At 43.5% G+C, this 18937-nt stretch carries 21 protein-coding genes; all 21 read left to right on the top strand.

Features of this window, described 5'->3' with window-relative positions:
* The first annotated feature begins 235 nt into the window (after positions 1 to 235).
* Complete coding sequence (locus GC093_RS20080; protein ID WP_171653657.1) at positions 236 to 580, top strand: histidine triad nucleotide-binding protein; 345 nt, start codon at positions 236 to 238, stop codon at positions 578 to 580.
* Positions 581 to 698: 118 nt separating this feature from the next.
* The gene (gene rpsU / locus GC093_RS20075; RefSeq protein WP_010491812.1) at positions 699 to 872 is read left to right on the top strand and encodes a 30S ribosomal protein S21; all 174 of its coding nucleotides are present in this window, start codon (positions 699 to 701) and stop codon (positions 870 to 872) included.
* Positions 873 to 884: 12 nt separating this feature from the next.
* On the top strand, positions 885 to 1328 hold the full coding sequence (locus GC093_RS20070) for a GatB/YqeY domain-containing protein (protein ID WP_171653656.1): 444 nt from the start codon (positions 885 to 887) through the stop codon (positions 1326 to 1328).
* A 239-nt stretch (positions 1329 to 1567) separates the two neighbouring features.
* Positions 1568 to 2965: an NfeD family protein gene (locus GC093_RS20065; protein ID WP_246314810.1), complete on the top strand. Its 1398-nt coding sequence runs from the start codon at positions 1568 to 1570 to the stop codon at positions 2963 to 2965.
* Positions 2966 to 3001: 36 nt separating this feature from the next.
* Positions 3002 to 3991 carry a flotillin-like protein FloA gene (gene floA / locus GC093_RS20060; RefSeq protein ID WP_171653655.1) on the top strand — a complete coding sequence of 330 codons (990 nt, stop codon included), beginning with the start codon at positions 3002 to 3004 and terminating at the stop codon, positions 3989 to 3991.
* 44 nt (positions 3992 to 4035) lie between these two features.
* Positions 4036 to 4530, top strand: coding sequence for a YqfB family membrane protein (locus tag GC093_RS20055; RefSeq protein WP_171653654.1), 495 nt, complete (start codon positions 4036 to 4038; stop codon positions 4528 to 4530).
* Positions 4531 to 4783: 253 nt separating this feature from the next.
* Complete coding sequence (yqfC, locus tag GC093_RS20050) at positions 4784 to 5062, top strand: sporulation protein YqfC (protein ID WP_171653653.1); 279 nt, start codon at positions 4784 to 4786, stop codon at positions 5060 to 5062.
* A 15-nt stretch (positions 5063 to 5077) separates the two neighbouring features.
* On the top strand, positions 5078 to 6265 hold the full coding sequence (gene yqfD, locus GC093_RS20045) for a sporulation protein YqfD (protein ID WP_171653652.1): 1188 nt from the start codon (positions 5078 to 5080) through the stop codon (positions 6263 to 6265).
* Between the two features lie 90 nt (positions 6266 to 6355).
* Complete coding sequence (locus tag GC093_RS20040; RefSeq protein WP_312886579.1) at positions 6356 to 7318, top strand: PhoH family protein; 963 nt, start codon at positions 6356 to 6358, stop codon at positions 7316 to 7318.
* Positions 7319 to 7345: 27 nt separating this feature from the next.
* A complete protein-coding gene (locus GC093_RS20035) occupies positions 7346 to 9592 on the top strand; it encodes an HD family phosphohydrolase (RefSeq protein WP_171653650.1) in 2247 nt (748 codons plus the stop codon).
* 5 nt (positions 9593 to 9597) lie between these two features.
* Positions 9598 to 10188: an rRNA maturation RNase YbeY gene (gene ybeY / locus GC093_RS20030; RefSeq protein WP_171653649.1), complete on the top strand. Its 591-nt coding sequence runs from the start codon at positions 9598 to 9600 to the stop codon at positions 10186 to 10188.
* Positions 10185 to 10886 (top strand): diacylglycerol kinase family protein, encoded by a 702-nt coding sequence (locus tag GC093_RS20025; protein WP_171653648.1) that lies wholly within the window; start codon positions 10185 to 10187, stop codon positions 10884 to 10886. Before ybeY ends, GC093_RS20025 begins: the two co-directional genes overlap by 4 nt.
* A 13-nt stretch (positions 10887 to 10899) precedes the next feature.
* Positions 10900 to 11310, top strand: a complete 411-nt coding sequence (locus tag GC093_RS20020; RefSeq protein ID WP_171653647.1) for a cytidine deaminase — start codon at positions 10900 to 10902, stop codon at positions 11308 to 11310.
* A 3-nt stretch (positions 11311 to 11313) separates the two neighbouring features.
* Entirely contained in the window at positions 11314 to 12222 is a 909-nt protein-coding gene (gene era, locus GC093_RS20015; RefSeq protein WP_171653646.1) for a GTPase Era, read from the top strand.
* A gap of 190 nt (positions 12223 to 12412) precedes the next feature.
* Positions 12413 to 12547 (top strand): YqzL family protein, encoded by a 135-nt coding sequence (locus GC093_RS20010; RefSeq protein WP_171653645.1) that lies wholly within the window; start codon positions 12413 to 12415, stop codon positions 12545 to 12547.
* Between the two features lie 27 nt (positions 12548 to 12574).
* Positions 12575 to 13321 carry a DNA repair protein RecO gene (recO, locus tag GC093_RS20005; RefSeq protein WP_171653644.1) on the top strand — a complete coding sequence of 249 codons (747 nt, stop codon included), beginning with the start codon at positions 12575 to 12577 and terminating at the stop codon, positions 13319 to 13321.
* 175 nt (positions 13322 to 13496) lie between these two features.
* Positions 13497 to 14309, top strand: a complete 813-nt coding sequence (locus GC093_RS20000; RefSeq protein WP_171653643.1) for a pyruvate, water dikinase regulatory protein — start codon at positions 13497 to 13499, stop codon at positions 14307 to 14309.
* Positions 14310 to 14455: 146 nt separating this feature from the next.
* A complete protein-coding gene (locus GC093_RS19995) occupies positions 14456 to 14917 on the top strand; it encodes a YaiI/YqxD family protein (RefSeq protein ID WP_171653642.1) in 462 nt (153 codons plus the stop codon).
* 40 nt (positions 14918 to 14957) lie between these two features.
* Complete coding sequence (gene dnaG / locus GC093_RS19990; protein ID WP_171653641.1) at positions 14958 to 16790, top strand: DNA primase; 1833 nt, start codon at positions 14958 to 14960, stop codon at positions 16788 to 16790.
* Positions 16791 to 16838: 48 nt separating this feature from the next.
* Positions 16839 to 17957 carry an RNA polymerase sigma factor RpoD gene (gene rpoD / locus GC093_RS19985; RefSeq protein WP_171653640.1) on the top strand — a complete coding sequence of 373 codons (1119 nt, stop codon included), beginning with the start codon at positions 16839 to 16841 and terminating at the stop codon, positions 17955 to 17957.
* Positions 17958 to 18096: 139 nt separating this feature from the next.
* Positions 18097 to 18936, top strand: coding sequence for a hypothetical protein (locus GC093_RS19980; protein WP_171653639.1), 840 nt, complete (start codon positions 18097 to 18099; stop codon positions 18934 to 18936).
* Position 18937 lies beyond the last annotated feature (1 nt).

The raw sequence follows: 18937 nt of genomic DNA, 5'->3' as shown, positions 1-18937 counted from the left end.
AGTCTATAAATGAAAATCCATACATAATGACGGCATCTTATTACGATAATAACAACAGTGAGTCATCCATATTTATTAGCAAACGAAGTAGTCCTTTAGCCAAAATATACTTTTTAAGCAAAAAATATTAAATTGTAATATTTCATGAACGTATTGGACTGGATTTTTGTGCCCAAATTCGTTATGATACAAGTATCGTTTTTTTATACAAGTTATTGAAGGAGGACTGCCTGCAGTGGATTGTATCTTTTGTAAAATTGTAGAGGGTTCTATTCCTTCGAAAAAAGTGTATGAAAACGAACATGTACTGGCATTTCATGATATCCAGCCTGCTGCTCCAGTACATCTTTTAATCATCCCGAAGAAGCACATCGCAACTATGAATGATGTGGACTCGGGTGATTGGGGCTTGATTGGTGAAATTCATCGTGCCGCGCAAGAAATTGCTAAGCAAGAAGGCGTGGCAGAAAGTGGTTACAGGCTCATTAATAATTGTGGCAAAGACGGCGGACAGGTGGTCTATCATATTCATTACCATCTGCTGGCGGGAGTTCAGCTGGGTCCACTCCATGCAAACTGAGTGATTTATTATCTGGGTTTGGGTTGACACACGCTTTAAGTTTGCCATATAATGAAGTTTGATGAATTGCTTTTGCTTTTTTTCGTCTTGGACGGTCTTTCGGAGGGAGGGAAAACTGGTGTCAGAAACTCGAGTTCGCAAAAATGAAACTATAGATGCAGCCCTTCGTCGCTTTAAGCGCTCCATCGCAAAAGATGGTGTACTTGCGGAGGTTAAGAAACGCAAGCATTATGAGAAGCCTAGCGTTAAGCGTAAGAAGAAGTCAGAGGCTGCTCGTAAGAGAAAGTTCTAGGAGGCTTAATCGATGAGCTTAAGCGAGAGATTAAACGAAGATATGAAGCTCGCGATGAAGAGCCAGGCCAAGTTTAAACTATCTGTAATTCGTATGGTTCGCGCTGCTATTAAGAACATTGAGATAGATCAGCGTAAATCTTTAGATGACCAAGAAGTGCTTGACGTGCTAAGTCGTGAGATCAAACAACGCAGAGATTCCCTCCAAGAATTTGAAAAGGCCGGTCGTGAAGATTTGGCCGAAACCGTTAAGGCGGAAATTGATATTCTGATTGAGTACTTACCGCAACAGTTGACTGAAGAAGAAGTAAAAGCCATTGTACAGCAGACCATCCAAGAAGTGGGAGCTTCTTCTAAAGCGGATATGGGAAAAGTTATGGGTGCATTGATGCCTAAGGTTAAAGGACGTGCTGATGGCAAGATTGTCAATCAAGCCGTTCAACAATTATTAGTATAGTAAGTTATGAAGAGCACTCCTGTATCAGGGGTGTTCTTTTTTTAAAACTTTGAATCGAAAAGGCTATTTGTTACGTATGAATGAAAGAAGCAAGGAACAATGGCATAGACTAGTACATAAAGCCATTGATCCAACCATAACTATGTTTACGCTTACGATTGGGTTTCTAAGAAGGGAGACCCAGCAAAGGCTTACGATGTAGGTTTAGCTAAGCGATGCCCTAAGGAGGTGGGTTTACTATGTTAATGATGAAACACGGTTCCCTGTTTCTAAGATCGTGCGTGCTTGTGCTATTCTCAGTAGTTCTGTTGCTGCTGCCAGGACTTGCGGCTTATGCAGATGTTAATGCTCCTCCACAACCGAAGCCATCCGTTTCTGCGGCGGCACCGGTTGTGGTAGTGCCTGTTCATCAAAGCGTTGAAACAGGGTTGCAAAAATTTCTGGAAAGGGCTATGAAGGAAGCTGAAGAAGCAAGAGCCATGTATGTTATTCTTGATATTGATACGCTGGGTGGACGTGTGGATTCGGCAGAGGAAATCGGAGAGATGATCCGAAGCAGTAAGGTGCCAACACTTGCGTATGTGCATGGCAAGGCAGTTTCTGCTGGAAGCTATATCGCACTCAATGCCACTAAAATTGCTATGGAGCCTGGTAGCTCGATTGGAGCAGCCGCGGTAGTGGACATCACAGGTAATGAAATTGAGAGTGTCAAGGTAATTGCACATTGGTCCAGTGAAATGAGAGCAGCCGCGGAACTGAGGGGACGTAATCCACAAATAGCAGAGGCGATGGTGGATAAAAACGTCGGAGCTGAAATGCCTCAACTAACCCGCAGTGTACCAAAAGGTCAGTTGGTCTCACTAACTGCTGAAGAAGCAATAAAAGTGGGCTATGCTGAAGTAATTGCCAAGGATATAGACGAAGCCATCCGGTTTGTCGGCGGAACGGATCATCCGGTGCTGCATATCGACCCAACTCCGGCTGAAAAATTTGCAAGGTTTATAACACAGCCTTGGATATCGATGCTTCTTCTGTTCATTGGTATTGCTGGAGTTTTGATTGAATTGTTCGTTCCTGGCTTTGGGATTCCTGGAATTGTTGGGTTGATTGGCTTTGGATTGTATTTTTTCGGTAATTACTTATCCGGTTTTGCGGGGGTGGAGGATATAGCACTCTTTGTGATTGGCGTTGTATTGTTGATTATTGAAATTTTTGTTTCAAGCTTCGGTATAATAGGGATTCTGGGCATCGCGTGTTTGTTTAGCAGTGTCATTATGGCAGCCAATAATACGAAGCAAGCCGCTTTAAATTTGTCGATTGCCACTGTGTTAGCTATTATTGTTGTCGCCATTATCATTAAATATTTTAAGCATCGTGGTGTTTGGAATCGATTTATTTTACGGGAGAAGCTGACGACAGAGCAAGGCTTCACATCATCCAAAATACGTACGGATCTTCTCGGTAAGTCTGGCCTGTCCGTAACTCCATTGCGTCCAGCAGGGACCATCCTGGTTGCTGACGAGCGAGTGGACGTTGTAACAACGGGTGAATTCATTCCAGTGAATACGCAAGTTGTAGTCGTGCAAGTGGAAGGCTCTCGGATTGTGGTTCGTGAGGCGCACGGATTGGTACAGTAAGCTATATCTAATTTAAAATATTGGAGGACATCAACCATGGATTCTATTGTTTATGTTTTTTTGTTAGCAGTCATTATCATTATTGCACTTTCGGTATTTCTAAGTTTTGTACCGATTATGCTGTGGGTTTCGGCACTTGCTTCAGGTGTGCGGATAGGTATTATTACACTTGTTGCCATGCGTCTGCGCCGTGTAACTCCTAGTCGTATCGTTAATCCGATGATCAAAGCCACAAAGGCCGGAATCGATATTTCTATTAATCAGCTGGAAAGTCATTTTCTTGCAGGCGGTAATGTAGACCGTGTTGTCAATGCTTTGATTGCTGCACACCGCGCGGATATCCCTCTTCCGTTTGAGCGTGCCGCGGCTATTGACTTGGCAGGCCGGGACGTTCTTCAAGCCGTACAGATGAGTGTAAATCCGCGAGTAATTGAAACTCCTACAGTTTCAGCCGTTGCGAAAAACGGTATTGAAGTTAAAGTAATTGCCCGTGTTACTGTTCGCGCCAATATTGAGCGACTGGTCGGTGGCGCTGGTGAAGAAACGATTATCGCCCGTGTCGGTGAGGGGATTGTTACGACTGTTGGTTCGTCCGAGTCTCATAAGGATGTACTTGAAAATCCAGATATGATCTCCCGTACTGTTCTGAGTAAAGGGTTGGACGCTGGAACAGCCTTTGAAATCTTGTCGATCGATATTGCGGATGTTGATGTAGGTAAAAATATCGGAGCTTATTTGCAAACCGAGCAGGCGGAAGCGGACAAACGGATCGCTCAAGCCAAAGCGGAGGAACGCCGCGCAATGGCGGTAGCACAAGAGCAAGAGATGAAAGCACTCGTTGTGGAAATGAAAGCGAAGGTAGTAGAATCCGAGTCACAGGTGCCTCTAGCGATGGCTGAAGCATTGCGTAATGGTAAGCTTGGCGTAATGGATTATATGAATTTGAAAAATATTGACGCGGATACCCAAATGCGCTCTTCCTTAGGTAAAATGAATGATGATGGCAAAAATAGTGATCGTGAGTAATATCAGTAAAGTCGTCAGCATAAATGGGGAAGGAGTGTGCCGGATTGAAGCTGATTGAATTTCTTTTTAACAACTGGTATATAGCGATTGTAGTTTTTTTTCTGGCAAGCAGCTTCTTGAAGCGTTTGAAAGGCGGTGCCGGCAGCTCACCTCCTCCCAAGCAAGCTATGCCCCCATTTGGGGGTGGGGGAGGTTCTATAAAAGGATGGAGCCGTGATAAGGCGCCAACAATAACCTCTGCTAATCTGCCAAATCAAGGTAAGGATCGTGCAAAAGCTGTCAGCATGAGTGCGCAGCAGAGTCCTGATAAGTATGCGAAGACCGATTCCATTCACAATAGCTCAGAAAAACGAGCAGAAGTTGATTTTTGGGGTGAAAGCGAGTTGTCAAGCACTCAGCAAAATACACGTACAAGGCAAAAGCAGTCGGAACATTCGAAATACCAGGATGATCGTGCGGACGCACAGAAGCTGGCACAGGGCATCATATGGGCCGAAATTCTTGGGCCGCCTAGAGCGAAAAAGCCTTTTCGTAAATAAAATGTAAACAAATGAGCACCGGATACCCATCAAGATTGGGATTTTCGGTGCTTTTTGCTTTGCTTTCATAATCTGTGAATTGCAAGCATATGGTGTAAATAGCCCATACTTACGCAAAACTCAGAATCATTTACGAAGTAATCTTTCCTGCAGAAATTTTAAGTTGAAGCTTACGAAGTAAGTTTTACTACGCAAAACTCAGAAATTACTAACGAAGCCAACTTTCCTACAGAAAGTTTTTAGGAGGGAAAAAATGCGCAGTCTGACTAAAAGGCTCAATCAATTCACCGCAAAGCTGCTGGACCTTCCACAAGATGTTGCTTTGGACCTGCCTCGAATGACTATGATAGGAAATTTGCAGCTTTATATTGAAAATCATCGAGGGGTGCTGCATTTTTCGAGCGAGCGGCTGCTGTTGGCTTTACCCAAAGGGAAGCTGGAGGTTCAAGGCACTCAGCTTGTGATAAGAGCTATTTTAACAGAAGAAGTGTTTATTGAAGGGATCATTGGTGAGATCAAATTTTATTCGTAAAGAGGGTGCTCAAGCTTGAAAACAACGATGCTTCTGTCGCTGCGCGGGTATGTTTTGATTGAAATTACGGGACAACAGCTGGAACGGTTGATCAATAGGTTAACGGAAAAACGGATGTCCGTTTGGGACATTCGATTTCGTGATGACGCTAAGGCAGAGCTATATATTTCACTCAAGGATTTCTTTAGGCTTCGTCCGCTTTTAAAAGAGACAGGCTGTAGGTCGCGTGTGCGCAAGAGATTCGGCTTACCTTTTATGTTGGACAAACTAGAGAAGAGAAAGCTTTTTGCTGCGGGAATTATTTGTTTTGTTATCGGTCTATATCTATTGTCTTCAATTGTGTGGCAGGTGCGGGTTGAAGGGAATGAACTAATAAAAACAGCGGATATTTTACAAGTGGCGAGACAAGAAGGTGTTTATAAGCTTCAATGGAAGTTCCGTCTTAAAGATGCCGATGTGCTATCCAAAAGCTTGCAAAGTAAGCTGCCTGAAGCCGCGTGGGTAGGTATTGAGTTTCGTGGGACCCATGTCGTCATCAAAGTGGTGGAGGCCGTAATCCCGGAGAAGCCCCCGCTGCTTAATCCACGCCATTTGGTCGCTGCTAAAAGCGCAATGATAACTTCCATTTTTGCCGAGAAGGGACGGCCGGTAGTCAAGACAAATACCTATGTGAAAAAAGGGGATATTCTTATCTCTGGTGTTTTGGGGGACGAGCTTAATCAGAAAACGGTGGTGGCTGCGGGAGAGGTCAAAGGGTTAGTATGGTATGCCCCGAAGGTCGAGGTGCCGCTCGTACAGCAGTATAAAATATATACGGGAGAGACCCAGAAACGCTTTTACTTGGTAATGGGTAACCGCGGCTTACAACTGTCGGGCTTTGGGGATATTCCTTTTCAACAATATGAAACAATTCCGGAACGTAAAACAGTCATGTGGAGAGACTTTGTATTGCCTGTAGGATGGCTTAAAGAGCGTGTGATGGAGACAGGTGTCGTCGAGCGGTCTATCGACCTGCAGGAGGCTAAAACGAGAGGTATAGAGCAGGCGAAATCGGACATATTGGAAGCTGCTGGAAAGGACTCGAGGGTCGTAAGTGAAAAAATTTTGCATGAAAAGACGGAGAATGGTAAAGTTTATATGGAAGTGCATTTGGAAGTGGAAGAATCTATTACTCAAGAACAACCTATTGTGGCTGTACCGTAATGCTTTGCAGTCACGAGACCTTGCAAAACTCAGCTGATGATTACGATGAAAGTCTTGCTAAAGCAAGCTCGAAGGAGAAGAGGCCTGTTGATTGATAATGCTAGCTTTGTGAAAGTTGCTTTGAAAAATACGTCCGAGGGATTGTCATTGTTTGGTCCACAGGATAAATTCCTGCATTTGATTGAGCAGCATACCACTGCTAAGATTCAATCTCGTGAGGAAGAGATCGTTATCCAAGGCGAACCGGGAGAATTACAATCCCTGCAGCAGCTGTTTGAAGTGCTTCTGGAGCTCGTGCGCAACAATTATATTCTAAGCGAGCGGGACGTAAAGTATGCGTTAGAGCTGGCCAAGCAAATGAAAGCGGATCAATTGTTGGATTTATTCAAGGGCGATATCGCCGTTACTCACAAGGGCAAGCCCATTCGTGTTAAGACGATCGGTCAAAAGCAATATGTCTCAACGATCAAGAAGCTCGACATCGTATTCGGGATCGGTCCGGCTGGTACTGGAAAAACTTATCTTGCGGTCGTGCTTGCTGTAGCAGCGCTTAAGGAAGGTAAAGTCAAACGTATCGTTCTGACACGTCCTGCGGTTGAAGCTGGAGAGAGTTTAGGCTTTCTGCCTGGAGATTTACAGGAAAAGGTTGACCCTTACTTACGTCCATTGTATGATGCTCTTAATGACGTACTGGGACCGGAACAGGTGGTCAAATCGTTAGAACGGGGATTGATCGAAATTGCTCCGCTTGCTTACATGCGAGGCAGGACTTTGGACGATTCCTTTATCATATTAGATGAGGCTCAGAACACAACTCCAGAACAAATGAAGATGTTTCTGACTCGACTCGGTTTTGGCTCTAAGATGGTCATTACCGGAGATGTAACACAAATTGATTTGCCTCGCGGCAAAAATTCAGGGCTAGTTGAAGCTCGACGCATTTTATTGGGCATTGAAGAGATAGGATTTATTGAGTTTTCCGATGCAGATGTTGTCAGACACTCCTTGGTTCAAAAAATCATCGTTGCTTATCATAAAGAACAAGAAAAGTAGCGCAGAGAAAGGGATGACCTTTCGATTATGAAAAACCAGGCTTCAATTCAAGGGAAATTTCAATACCGACTATCGGGTTGGAAATATAGCGCACTTGTGCGCTTTCTTCTGTTTTTACTGCTTACAGTGGTGTTCTATCTGGCCCTTACAAACAAGTTCATTCCCCAAACCTATGATATTCAAAAAGGATCACATGCCGAGAAGGACATTATCGCTCCGCGTGCGATAGAGAATGCTATTGCAACGGAACAAGCCAAGGAAGATGCCGCTCAGCGCATCCAGCCCGTATACAAAATCGTATCATTGAAGAATGATCAGCTTGTTGAATCTATTTTCGAAAAGCTGCAGCAAATCAACGCGGACGCTGAAGTGACGCTTGGCGATAAGGTCAATATTTATAAAACCGTCATTCCTAATATCATAGAAGTACATACCGACAAGCAAGTGAAAATGTACACGGGCAGTGGTCAATATAACGATGTAATGCTTGAAGAAATGAAGAAAAAGATTGTCGAGCAGCAATATCGCATACCGGAAGAAACGTTTTATAAATTGCCGCGTTTATTGAAGGAAGACTTAATCGCTATGGAGCCGGTAGCCAAAGAAATTGTAAACCGCTTGATGAGTGATCAAATTCTGGATGCTCAGACAGTGAGGGCTAAGGTAGCGGAATTGGTCAACAGCTCGACCTTAAGTAAAAGCACGGCAAGGGAAATTGTGCAGGAGCTTGTAAGAACGGCAATTACGCCCAATAAGTTTTTTGATCAAAAAGGAACGGACGAGGCGAAAGGCCATGCACGCGATAATGTGAAGCCGATCTTTATTAACAAGAATGAAGTGTTGGTTAAGAAAGGCGACCAGATTACTGACGAGATGTATTTGCGATTAAGCAGTCTGGAAATGTTGAAAGACGAGTCGAGCAACTGGCCCAAAATTGGATTAATGATGCTGGTGTCTATGTTTAGTCTTTTTATATTCATGTTTATCCGGCAGAGCTCTCAATCGATCAAAAATAACAACGCACAGCTGTTAATGCTAGTACTCATACTTTTAATTACCTTGTTCGGTATGAAGCTGTTTTCACTTGTGCAAAATTTAGATTATCCGTATATTGGTTTTTTAGCGCCTTCTGCTATGGGAGCTATGCTGATAACCATTTTACTCGATACAAGTATTGCTTATGTTGCTACAGTTCTGTTTGCGATCATGGCGAGTGTTATTTTCAATACAGACCATTTGCAACCGTTCGACTTTCGATATGCCTTGTTAACGTTTGTGACTTCATTTGCAGCGATTTTTTCCATTCAACGAGCCAGCCAAAGATCCTCGATCTTGAAGGCTGGGATGGTCGTCTCTTTGCTTGGGATGGTTCTTGTTGCCTCGCTGCTGCTTCTTGAAGGACATGAATCGAGTAAAAATGCCTTGGTCGCTCTATCTTTTACTATTGGCAGCGGGTTGCTCACAGCTGTTTTTGTTATAGGTCTTCTACCTTTCTTTGAAGTTGCTTTCGGTATCTTGTCTCCATTAAAATTGGTGGAGCTGTCTAATCCTAATCACCCTTTGTTGCGTAAGCTGCTAACGGAAACGCCGGGTACTTACCATCATAGTATTATGGTGGGCAATTTGGCGGAGGCCGCAGCGGAAGCAATTGGGGCTAATGGGCTGCTGTGCAGGGTTGGCGCATATTATCACGACATTGGGAAGACGAAACGTCCGGTATATTTTATTGAAAATCAAACCAATATCGAAAATCCGCATGATAAAATGGATCCGGAATTAAGCAAATCGATTATCGTAGCTCACGCTCGTGATGGCGTTGAGATGCTGAAGGAATATCAGATCCCGAAGCCGATTCGAGATATTGCGGAACAGCATCATGGTACGACGCTGCTGCAATTTTTTTACCATAAGGCTAAGAAAATAGCTGAGGCTGAGGGGCAAACGAAGCCTGTGGATGAAATGGATTTCCGCTACCCGGGTCCTAAAGCGCAGTCAAAAGAAGCTGCCATTGTCGGTATTGCGGATTGTGTTGAGGCAGCTGTGCGCTCTCTGCGAAGTCCTACTTTGGAGCAGATTGACACCATGGTACGCAGAATCAGCAAAGGTCGGCTGGATGATGGACAGTTTAACGAATGCGATTTGACCATCAAAGAACTGGATCAAATCGCCAAAACATTGAATGAAACTTTACTCGGTATTTTTCATTCTAGAATCGAATACCCTAACGATCTGCCGGCGCAGACAGACGCTCTTAAGCAGACAAAAAGGAGTTAAACCTCATGAGCTTACGCTTGGAATGGAATAGTGAACAAACTGAATTTGAGATTTCACCGGAATTCGTAGCTAAGCTGGAGCTGCTTCTACGTCTCGCAGGTGAAGCGGAACAGGTGGACGAAGGTGAAGTAGCATTAACCTTTGTTGATGATGCAGAAATTCACCGCCTGAACAAAGAATATCGAGGAATAGATAAGCCTACTGATGTACTTTCTTTTGCCATGCAGGAAGTTGGAGATGATGAACTCGAAATTATCTTTAATGAGGATAATTTCGTGCAAAATGATGACCTAAGCGACGCAGAGCAGCTAGACAAGTCAAGCGATTCGGATGAAGAGCTTGAAGAGGACAGCGACGAGTTCGATGAGGACGGAGAAGCAATGTTTGAGGAGCCGCTTGGCGATATCATCATTTCTGTGCCGCGAGCCATTGCTCAGAGCGAGGATTACGGACACTCGGTAGAACGTGAGCTCGGCTTTTTGTTCATTCATGGTTTTCTCCATTTGATCGGATATGATCATCAAGACGAGGAATCGGAGAAAGAAATGTTTGCGAAGCAGGAGCAAATATTACAGCAGGCAGGTCTCTTAAGATGAGACAGCAGGTGAAGTGGCACAGAAGCTTCCGGTTCGCTTACGAAGGAGTGAAATACGCCTTATCTACACAGCGCAACATGAAGTTCCATTTTTTTGCCGCTTTTGTCGTGCTGTTGTTGGCTTTATATTTAGGACTGCCGAAGCTGGAAATATTGTTTATTTTATTGGCTATTACCTTGATGATTGTTACCGAATTAATCAATACGGCTGTTGAAAAGGCTGTAGACCTTGCCATGCCGGATCTCCATCCGCTGGCCAAAATAGCCAAGGATGTCGCCGCAGCCTCCGTACTGGTGTCTGCGGCTTTTGCCGCTATGGTGGGGATGATTGTATTTTACGACCCAATCGACCGGCTATTCATAAATGTTCGTTCTTCAGAAGGGCATTCCTTTTCCGCAGGTATGGTCTGGGTATTATTGAGTTTGGTTATGATTACAGTCATTGTGGTAGAAACAAGGTTTTCCACGACAGGCAATCGCGCGCGGCCAAGCCTGCTAGCAGCTGTTGCTTTTGCAATTTCGACGTTTATCGCCAGTTATGTTACCATTACATTAATTGCATTATTAGCTTATTTATTAGCTTTCATGGTCATGCTGGTGCTATACGACAAACGTAGTAGATCGATGCCAGCGCTTGTGCTGGGGGCAATGATCGGCTGTTTTATCGCGGTTTTAGCCTATTATTTGATGAATTTATAAAGGAGCGATGAGGATGGAACGGCAGCAACTTATTTCTATTGCCTTAGAAGCAAGAGAAAGAGCATATGTTCCTTATTCGCAATTCAAAGTGGGTAGCGCGCTCCTTGGGAGTGATGGTACGGTATATAGGGGCTGCAATGTGGAAAATGCAGCTTATGGACCAACAAACTGCGCAGAACGTACGGCTCTTTTTCGAGCCATTGCGGATGGAGCGCAGCCGAAATCTTTCAAAGCTATCGCAGTTGTTGGTGATACATCGCAGCCAATCACTCCCTGCGGAGTGTGCCGCCAAGTGTTGATTGAGCTTTGTTCGCCTGACATGCCAGTATATATGGCAAATATTAATGGAGACATAACGGAAACGACTGTTGCCGAGCTTCTACCGGGAGCTTTCACCAGCAATGATCTCAATGGAGGAAAATAATTAATGACAGCATCAAGTAAAAAAATATTCAAATCAGGCTTTGTAGCCATTATCGGCCGTCCCAATGTCGGTAAATCAACATTAATGAACCAAGTAATCGGGCAAAAAATCGCCATTATGTCAGACAAACCACAAACAACTCGTAACAAAATTCATGGTGTTTACACAACCAATGATTCTCAAATCGTATTCCTGGATACCCCGGGTATCCATAAGCCTCAATCCAAGCTGGGCGAGCACATGATGAAAATTGCAGAGAGTTCACTTAGTGAAGTGGATGCTGTGCTGTTCCTGATTGATGTGGTAGAAGGCTTGGGTGGCGGCGACCGATTTATTATCGAGAATTTGAAAAAAGTGAAAACTCCGGTTATTTTGGTTATGAATAAAATCGACCAAGTCCAACCGGAAGCCATTTTACCAGTAATTACAGCTTACAAGGATTTGTACAACTTTGCGGAAATAGTTCCTATCTCTGCTATTAAAGGAAACAACGTTAACACGTTATTGGAGCAGGTTACGAAGTATTTGTCTGAGGGTCCGCAATATTATCCGGCTGATCAAATAACCGACCATCCGGAGCAATTTGTGTGTGCGGAGCTGATCCGGGAAAAAATTCTTCACTTGACCCGCGAGGAAATTCCACATTCAATAGCTGTGTCAATAGAGGATATGAAGGTTGAACAGAATGGTGTCGTTCATATTTCTGCTGTAATATTTGTCGAGCGTGATTCACAAAAAGGTATTATTATCGGCAAAAAAGGAGCGCTCTTAAAAGAAGTTGGACAAAAAGCACGTCAAGATATCGAAGCGCTGCTTGGATCTAAAACGTTCCTTGAGCTTTGGGTAAAAGTGAAAAAAGATTGGCGTAATCAAGAGCGGGTATTGAAGGATCTTGGCTTCCGTAACGATTAATAGCTCAGTGCCAGTTATTGCTTAGGATACTTTCACGCCTTTAGTATCATCCTATTCCTATCAACAGGCATCATTCCGTCTTGCTGAAGCAGAAAGCCTTTGTTCAGAAGCCAGTTTCCTTCTTAAGCTTAGAGCCTATGCTTACAAAGCAGCTTCTTTCAGAAGCTTGTAGGAGAGGAGATTGATACACATGAGAGATTTTTCGTGGAAGTATTTTTCAATAACCGGTGATGTGGATGCCTACCTGCTTTATAAAGAAATTTCTGATCCGACTTCTGATGACGATTCGGAGGAGGAGACCAATCAGGAAGATTTGTTACAATAGTTTTATTAGGCTTGGGGGAAACTGGCGATGCAGTACCGAGTGCAAGGAATCGTCATCCGCAGTATGGATTACGGAGAAAACAACAAGATAATTACGTTGTTCACTCGTGAGATAGGAAAGGTCGCCATTATTGTTAGAGGCGCCAAAAAAGTGAAAAGCCGTTACTCATCGGTTGCCCAGTTATTTACCTGTGGCGACTATTTGTTTTTCAAATCAGGTACGTTAGGCACATTAAATCACGCAGACATAGTTGAATCGAATCATCATCTTAGGGAAGAGCTGTATAAAACATCCTACGCTTCCTATATGGCGGAATTAACGGACCGAATGCTTGGGGATCAGGAAGCCAATGTTTTTCTATACGAGCAACTGCTGGCGGCTTATCAAGGACTTGATAGTGACAAGGATATGCAAATCATCATGCATATTTATGAAATGAAAATATGGATGCAGTCAGGCTACCAGCCTGAACTAGATGAATGTGTTTCCTGCAGAAGCAGCAGTGGGGAGATGCGGTTTAGCGCTGGTATGGGCGGCATATTATGCGACAGGTGCCGATCCAAGGATCCGCAAGCTTTGCCGCTGTCTGCTGGGACTCTTAAGTTGATCCGTCTTTTTGCTCGTATGGATATCCGACGGCTTGGACAGATAGACGTGAAACCGGAAACCAAAGAAAGCCTAAAGAAGCTAATGCGCAGTTACTTTGACACACATATTGGGCTCGTTTTAAAATCGAGAAATTTCTTGGATCAAATGGACAAGTATGGCATTTAAATTTTAAAAGTACTACATAAAAATTGTTTTGACATTTTTATTTGGCTTTGGTAATATATTATATTAACATAAAAGATGGACTCTCGTCTTTAGTCTAATATGGACTTGAGGACGAGATGTTTTTTTGAGCAGAAGGCATTAGTTTTTACTTTGTTTCGCAGAAAGAGGTGGGTTCATGGCAGAGAGGAAGAATCCCGTCATATACATAGCCTCTGATTCGGCAGGGGAGACCGGGGAGTCTGTTGTACGCGCGGCGGCGGTTCAGTTTTATCCGCAGCAAGTCGATGTTCGGGTTGTACCGTTTTTGGAAAATCACGAGGGCATCGATAGGTTGATTCAGACTGCGAAGGAACGGGATGGCATCATCGTATTTACGCTTGTTATTCCCGAACTGCGAGATTATTTGGTTGAGCAATCCATACGTAATCAGCTTAAATATATTGACTTACTTGGACCCATTCTGGGAGCGCTTGAAAAAAAGCTGCAGCAGGAATCACGCCATCAGCCTGGTATGATACATCCGTTGGATGAAGATTATTTCAAGAAGGTCGAAGCCGTAGAGTTCGCTGTCAAATATGACGATGGAAGAGACTTCACAGGAGTGCTTCAGGCCGATATCGTATTAGTTGGTGTATCAAGAACCTCTAAGACGCCGCTATCCATGTATCTTGCACATAAAAAATTTAAAGTGGCAAACGTTCCTCTAGTTCCCGAAATTCAGCCGCCTGAGCAGTTGTTTAGTGTATCTAGCAAAAAAATAATCGGCCTTCGCATCACTCCTGAAAAATTGAACATTATTCGTTCAGAACGTTTAAAAACTTTAGGCCTGCCGCAGACAGCTATGTATGCGAATGTCGAAAGAATTAATCTGGAGCTTGAATATGCGGATAAGATAATGAAAAGGATAGGCTGCACAGTTATTGATGTTTCGAATAAGGCTGTGGAGGAAACCGCAAGCTTAATTATCGATTGGTATCACGGAAGATAGATATCTGCTTTTTTACATACACTCAGCAGGATTTTTTATTTCTTCATCGTATATAATATTAGTGCATGTTTTAAAAGTACGTTTATAAGCAGTTTTTATAAACAACTATTACGATAGTACTTAAAAAGGACTTCGGTGGACTTACTATGCCATTCAAAATTATGGTCGATGCTGACGCTTGTCCGGTTAAGCCAGAAATCGTTAAGGCTGCAGCACAGTTTCAAGTTCAAGTTATGATGGTGGCTTCATATGACCACCGACTCGCCCCAATGGAGGGAGTCCAAATCATACAAGTGGACCGGTCGGATCAATCAGTAGATTTGTATATTGCGAATCGTATTGCTCCCGGCGACGTATTAATAACACAGGACTTTGGCTTGGCTGCACTTGCGTTGGGTAAGAAAGCGATAGCATTGTCGAATCGAGGCCAAAATTACAACGATCGCACTATTGATTTTTTACTTGATCGCAGACATGAGCAAGCGAAACAGCGACGCGGAGGCAAGCATTCCAAAGGACCTAAGCCGTTTACTGACGAGGATCGGCAGATTTTTCTACAAACTTTGACAAAAGTTTTACTTCGCTTGCAGGATAATTCAGAGCAATAGCGAATATTATTACGTGTTAATTTGATTGAAGGTGGATAGGATGAGTAACGGACGTATTCCTGAAGAAATTATTGAGGCGGTCCTTAAGCATCATGATATTGTCGATGTGGTTGGCCGTTACGTCCATTTGAGCAAGCAGGGCCACTATATGAAGGGGCTATGTCCTTTTCATTCGGAGAAAACGCCGTCCTTTACTGTGACACCTGAAAAGCAGATTTATCATTGCTTTGGTTGCGGAGCTGGTGGTGGCGCGATTCAGTTCATAATGGCCATGGAAGGTTATTCTTTTGCAGAAGCAATAAGCCAAATGGCTCAAGAAGCTAACTTGGATATTGGAATTGATCCTGCAGCAGACGGCCGCTCGCAGCAGAATCCGGACAAAACGAAGCTGCTGGAAGCCTACGAACTGACCGGTAAGCTATATCAGTATATACTGAAGAACACCGAGCAGGGTAAGCAGGCTATGCAATATTTACGTTCGCGCGGCTTGAATGACAAACTGATCGAAACCTTTGGCATTGGTTATGCCCCCGCCCCTTGGGATACGTTATCCCAGTTGTTGGAAAGACGGCAATTCCCCTTACCGTTAATGGAAAAAGGAGGACTTCTTTCTGTAAGACAGGACGGACAAGGCTACTTCGATAAGTTTCGGGATAGGATTATTTTTCCGATTCATGATTGGAAGGGCAGGCTTATTGCTTTTGGCGGCAGAGCCATGGGAGATGCACAGCCCAAATATCTGAACAGCCCGGAGTCCATGCTCTTTCATAAAAGCAGAAGCTTGTACAACATACATCTTGCCCGCCCGCAAATACGCAAGAAACAGCAGATTGTTTTGTTTGAAGGATATATGGATGTTATTAAAGCTTGGGATACTGGGGTAATAAATGGTGTGGCGACCATGGGGACTGCATTAACTGAAGAGCATGCCGAAGTGATCCGTAAGCAGGCTGATCAAGTAATAGTTGCTTATGACGGTGATTCTGCAGGACAAAATGCGGCGTACAAAAGCATACCGATTTTGGAAAAAGCAGGATGTCTCGTGAAGATTGCTGTTCTTCCCAACTCTCAAGATCCGGATGAGTATATTACAACTAACGGTTCTGAACGATTTGTACGGGATGTGATTGAAGCTGCCGTACCATCGATCAAATATAAATTAATTCACTTTCGCAAAAATTTTAAACTTCAGGAGGATGGGGATAAGCTTCGCTACATTCAGCAAGCTCTCAAAGTTATTGCGGACATTCCGTCACCTGTCGAAAGAGAACATTATGTGAGGGAATTATCGACCGAATTTCGGCTAACATTTGAAGCCGCTTTGCAGGACCTGAATGAAATCAGACTTCAATCGGAAAAAAACAACAAATTCGGGGATAATAAAGACAAAGCGTGGAATAATGTTATGAATGATGGGAGACCGCGGGAACGTGCGCCTTCCTTGCTTAAAGCATATCATAATGCTGAGCGTCAGTTATTGGCTATCATGATGTTTGACCGTGATACTACGAAATATGTAGAGCGGCAGCTGGGTGATCAATTCAATGTGGATGCACACGCGGCGCTGGCTGCTTATTTATACGCTTATTTTGCACAGGGGTATGAGCCGAATGCAAGCAGTTTCATTGCCATGCTTCAAGAAAAAGAGCTGGAAGGTTTGGCAAGTTCGATTGCTATGATGGGTAATTCTCATGGGGTCAATGGTCAAGTTATTGATGATTACATCCGAGAAATAAAGAAATATCCGCAACAGCAGCTAATTGAGCTAAAAAGAGAAGAAATGCTTAAGGCCGCAAGTTTAGGTGATTTGACATTGGCTGGACAAATAGGTAATGAGATTATGTCCCTGGAGAAGCAGTTAAAATCATCTTAAGCAGCTATAGCTATAAGATGATGAATCTAGGGAGGAGGGAGTTGGCATATGGCGAACGATCAACGTTCCGAGATAGAGACCGAGTTGACGTTAGATCAAGTAAAGGAACAACTGATTGAGCAAGGTAAAAAGCGTTCTTCTTTAACCTACAAAGATATTATGGAGAAGCTGGCTCCTTTCGATCAGGACCCTGAGCAAATTGATGAATTTTTTGAACAGCTTTCAGAGGTAGGCATTGATGTAGGTAATGAATCGGATGAAGATAACGAGCATAGACCTAGCGATCAGGAGCATGATGATTTTAATTTTGACGACGATTTGTCGCTTCCTCCGGGAATTAAAATTAATGATCCGGTTCGGATGTATCTGAAGGAGATAGGCAGGGTTCCATTGTTATCGGCAGAGGATGAAGTTGGCCTGGCCAAGCGAATTGAATTAGGTGATGAAGAAGCTAAACGCCGTTTGGCTGAAGCTAATCTTCGCTTAGTGGTTAGTATCGCCAAACGTTATGTTGGACGTGGTATGCTGTTTCTGGATTTGATTCAAGAGGGCAACATGGGCTTGATAAAAGCCGTTGAAAAGTTTGACCATGATAAGGGCTTTAAGTTTAGTACCTATGCAACATGGTGGATTCGTCAAGCCATAACCCGTGCTATTGCCGACCAAGCCAGAACCATTCGTATTCCAGTGCATATGGTAGAAACCATTAACAAGCTGATTAGAGTATCTCGTCAATTATTGCAAGAACTTGGACGCGAACCGACACCGGAAGAAATCGCCAAAGAGATGGATTTGAGTACGGATAAAGTGCGTGAAATTATGAAAATAGCGCAAGAGCCGGTTTCCTTGGAAACACCGATCGGGGAAGAAGACGACTCACATCTGGGTGATTTTATCGAGGATCAGGAAGCGTTAGCTCCAGCTGATGCTGCAGCTTACGAGCTGTTGAAGGAACAACTGGAGGATGTGCTGGACACACTCACGGAGCGTGAGGAGAACGTCCTCAGACTTCGCTTTGGTCTAGATGACGGTCGTACTCGTACGCTAGAGGAAGTCGGTAAAGTATTTGGTGTTACTCGGGAACGGATTCGCCAAATTGAAGCTAAGGCACTGCGTAAACTGAGACATCCAAGTCGCAGTAAACGTTTGAAAGACTTTCTTGAATAATTGCTATGAAATTAGACCCATTGACCTTGCTGCGCAACTGCGGTGAGGTCTAATTTTTTGTTTCACCTCAACCGATAAAAAGATAAGATGTAGAATATGGAAGCTGTTGTCCAAAAGTTGATGAGGTGATCCGAAAAGAGTGGAAGAAAAAAGAAAAATTTTAATTCGTGAAATCGAACACTGGCGTAAAAGCAAGCTGCTGCCTGAGCATTACTGTGACTTTTTACTAAATATATATTTAGAGGACTCCTCAGAACGACCTGCTTCCTCCACAAGAGGAATTATGGGTGTAACACCTTCGTCAATAAAAAACAGTAATTGGAAAATATGGATTGTCTTCTTCGGTGTTATTGCCCTGATTTCTTTTGCTGCTCTTAATTTTACTGCTTTTGATTTACCAATGCAAATGGGGGTAGCCTGCCTCTTTTTATTTTGCTGTTATACCGTAGGAAGTCTTCAAAATAAAAAAGAGCCGGTTAGAGCACAAGTCTTATTCGGAATGGCGTCGTTATTTTTACTTTTTATAGGCGTCATATTGATGAGGCTGCATAATGTTCATGCACCTGTTCTTGTGGTTGGATATGTAGTGTGTTGCAGTCTGGCGTGGATTTTGACAGGTCTGCTTGCTCGCCTTCTATTGTTTCAGTTATGTGGTTGGGTGGTACTCGTGTTTTGCTACGGTTGGCTGCTGCATTACCAGCTCGATTCAATTAATTGGCTTACGCTTGAGCTAAGCTGGGTACCTCTATGTATTTTGTTTGGATGGGTCGGTTGGATGATTCATGAGAAAAGCAAACAAATAGGTACGGTATTCCTAATGCTTAGCTGTATCGTTTGGTTTATGCCGGAGTTGTATGGTATGCTTTATGCCGAAGAGTACGGAGAAGATGCGGTGCAAATAGCTTTTTTAGGTAAATTGGTTGTCGAAGCAAGCTTGTTATTTGTTTTACGAAAAAAATGGACAGAGTGGGTTGCTTAAC

It is taken from the genome of Paenibacillus foliorum (assembly GCF_013141765.1).
In the GTDB taxonomy this organism is placed as follows: domain Bacteria; phylum Bacillota; class Bacilli; order Paenibacillales; family NBRC-103111; genus Paenibacillus_S; species Paenibacillus_S foliorum.
This window is presented reverse-complemented; position numbering and strand designations above follow the sequence as displayed.

What these genes read in the sequence shown, in the direction of transcription:
- GC093_RS20070 (WP_171653656.1), top strand. Translation starts at nt 885, where the DNA reads ATGAGCTTAAGCGAGAGATTAAACGAAGATATGAAGCTCGCGATGAAG.
- GC093_RS20065 (WP_246314810.1), top strand. Translation starts at nt 1,568, where the DNA reads ATGTTAATGATGAAACACGGTTCCCTGTTTCTAAGATCGTGCGTGCTT.
- floA (WP_171653655.1), top strand. Translation starts at nt 3,002, where the DNA reads ATGGATTCTATTGTTTATGTTTTTTTGTTAGCAGTCATTATCATTATT.
- yqfC (WP_171653653.1), top strand. Translation starts at nt 4,784, where the DNA reads ATGCGCAGTCTGACTAAAAGGCTCAATCAATTCACCGCAAAGCTGCTG.
- GC093_RS20035 (WP_171653650.1), top strand. Translation starts at nt 7,346, where the DNA reads ATGAAAAACCAGGCTTCAATTCAAGGGAAATTTCAATACCGACTATCG.
- ybeY (WP_171653649.1), top strand. Translation starts at nt 9,598, where the DNA reads ATGAGCTTACGCTTGGAATGGAATAGTGAACAAACTGAATTTGAGATT.
- GC093_RS20025 (WP_171653648.1), top strand. Translation starts at nt 10,185, where the DNA reads ATGAGACAGCAGGTGAAGTGGCACAGAAGCTTCCGGTTCGCTTACGAA.
- GC093_RS20020 (WP_171653647.1), top strand. Translation starts at nt 10,900, where the DNA reads ATGGAACGGCAGCAACTTATTTCTATTGCCTTAGAAGCAAGAGAAAGA.
- era (WP_171653646.1), top strand. Translation starts at nt 11,314, where the DNA reads ATGACAGCATCAAGTAAAAAAATATTCAAATCAGGCTTTGTAGCCATT.
- GC093_RS20010 (WP_171653645.1), top strand. Translation starts at nt 12,413, where the DNA reads ATGAGAGATTTTTCGTGGAAGTATTTTTCAATAACCGGTGATGTGGAT.
- recO (WP_171653644.1), top strand. Translation starts at nt 12,575, where the DNA reads ATGCAGTACCGAGTGCAAGGAATCGTCATCCGCAGTATGGATTACGGA.
- GC093_RS20000 (WP_171653643.1), top strand. Translation starts at nt 13,497, where the DNA reads ATGGCAGAGAGGAAGAATCCCGTCATATACATAGCCTCTGATTCGGCA.
- GC093_RS19995 (WP_171653642.1), top strand. Translation starts at nt 14,456, where the DNA reads ATGCCATTCAAAATTATGGTCGATGCTGACGCTTGTCCGGTTAAGCCA.
- dnaG (WP_171653641.1), top strand. Translation starts at nt 14,958, where the DNA reads ATGAGTAACGGACGTATTCCTGAAGAAATTATTGAGGCGGTCCTTAAG.
- rpoD (WP_171653640.1), top strand. Translation starts at nt 16,839, where the DNA reads ATGGCGAACGATCAACGTTCCGAGATAGAGACCGAGTTGACGTTAGAT.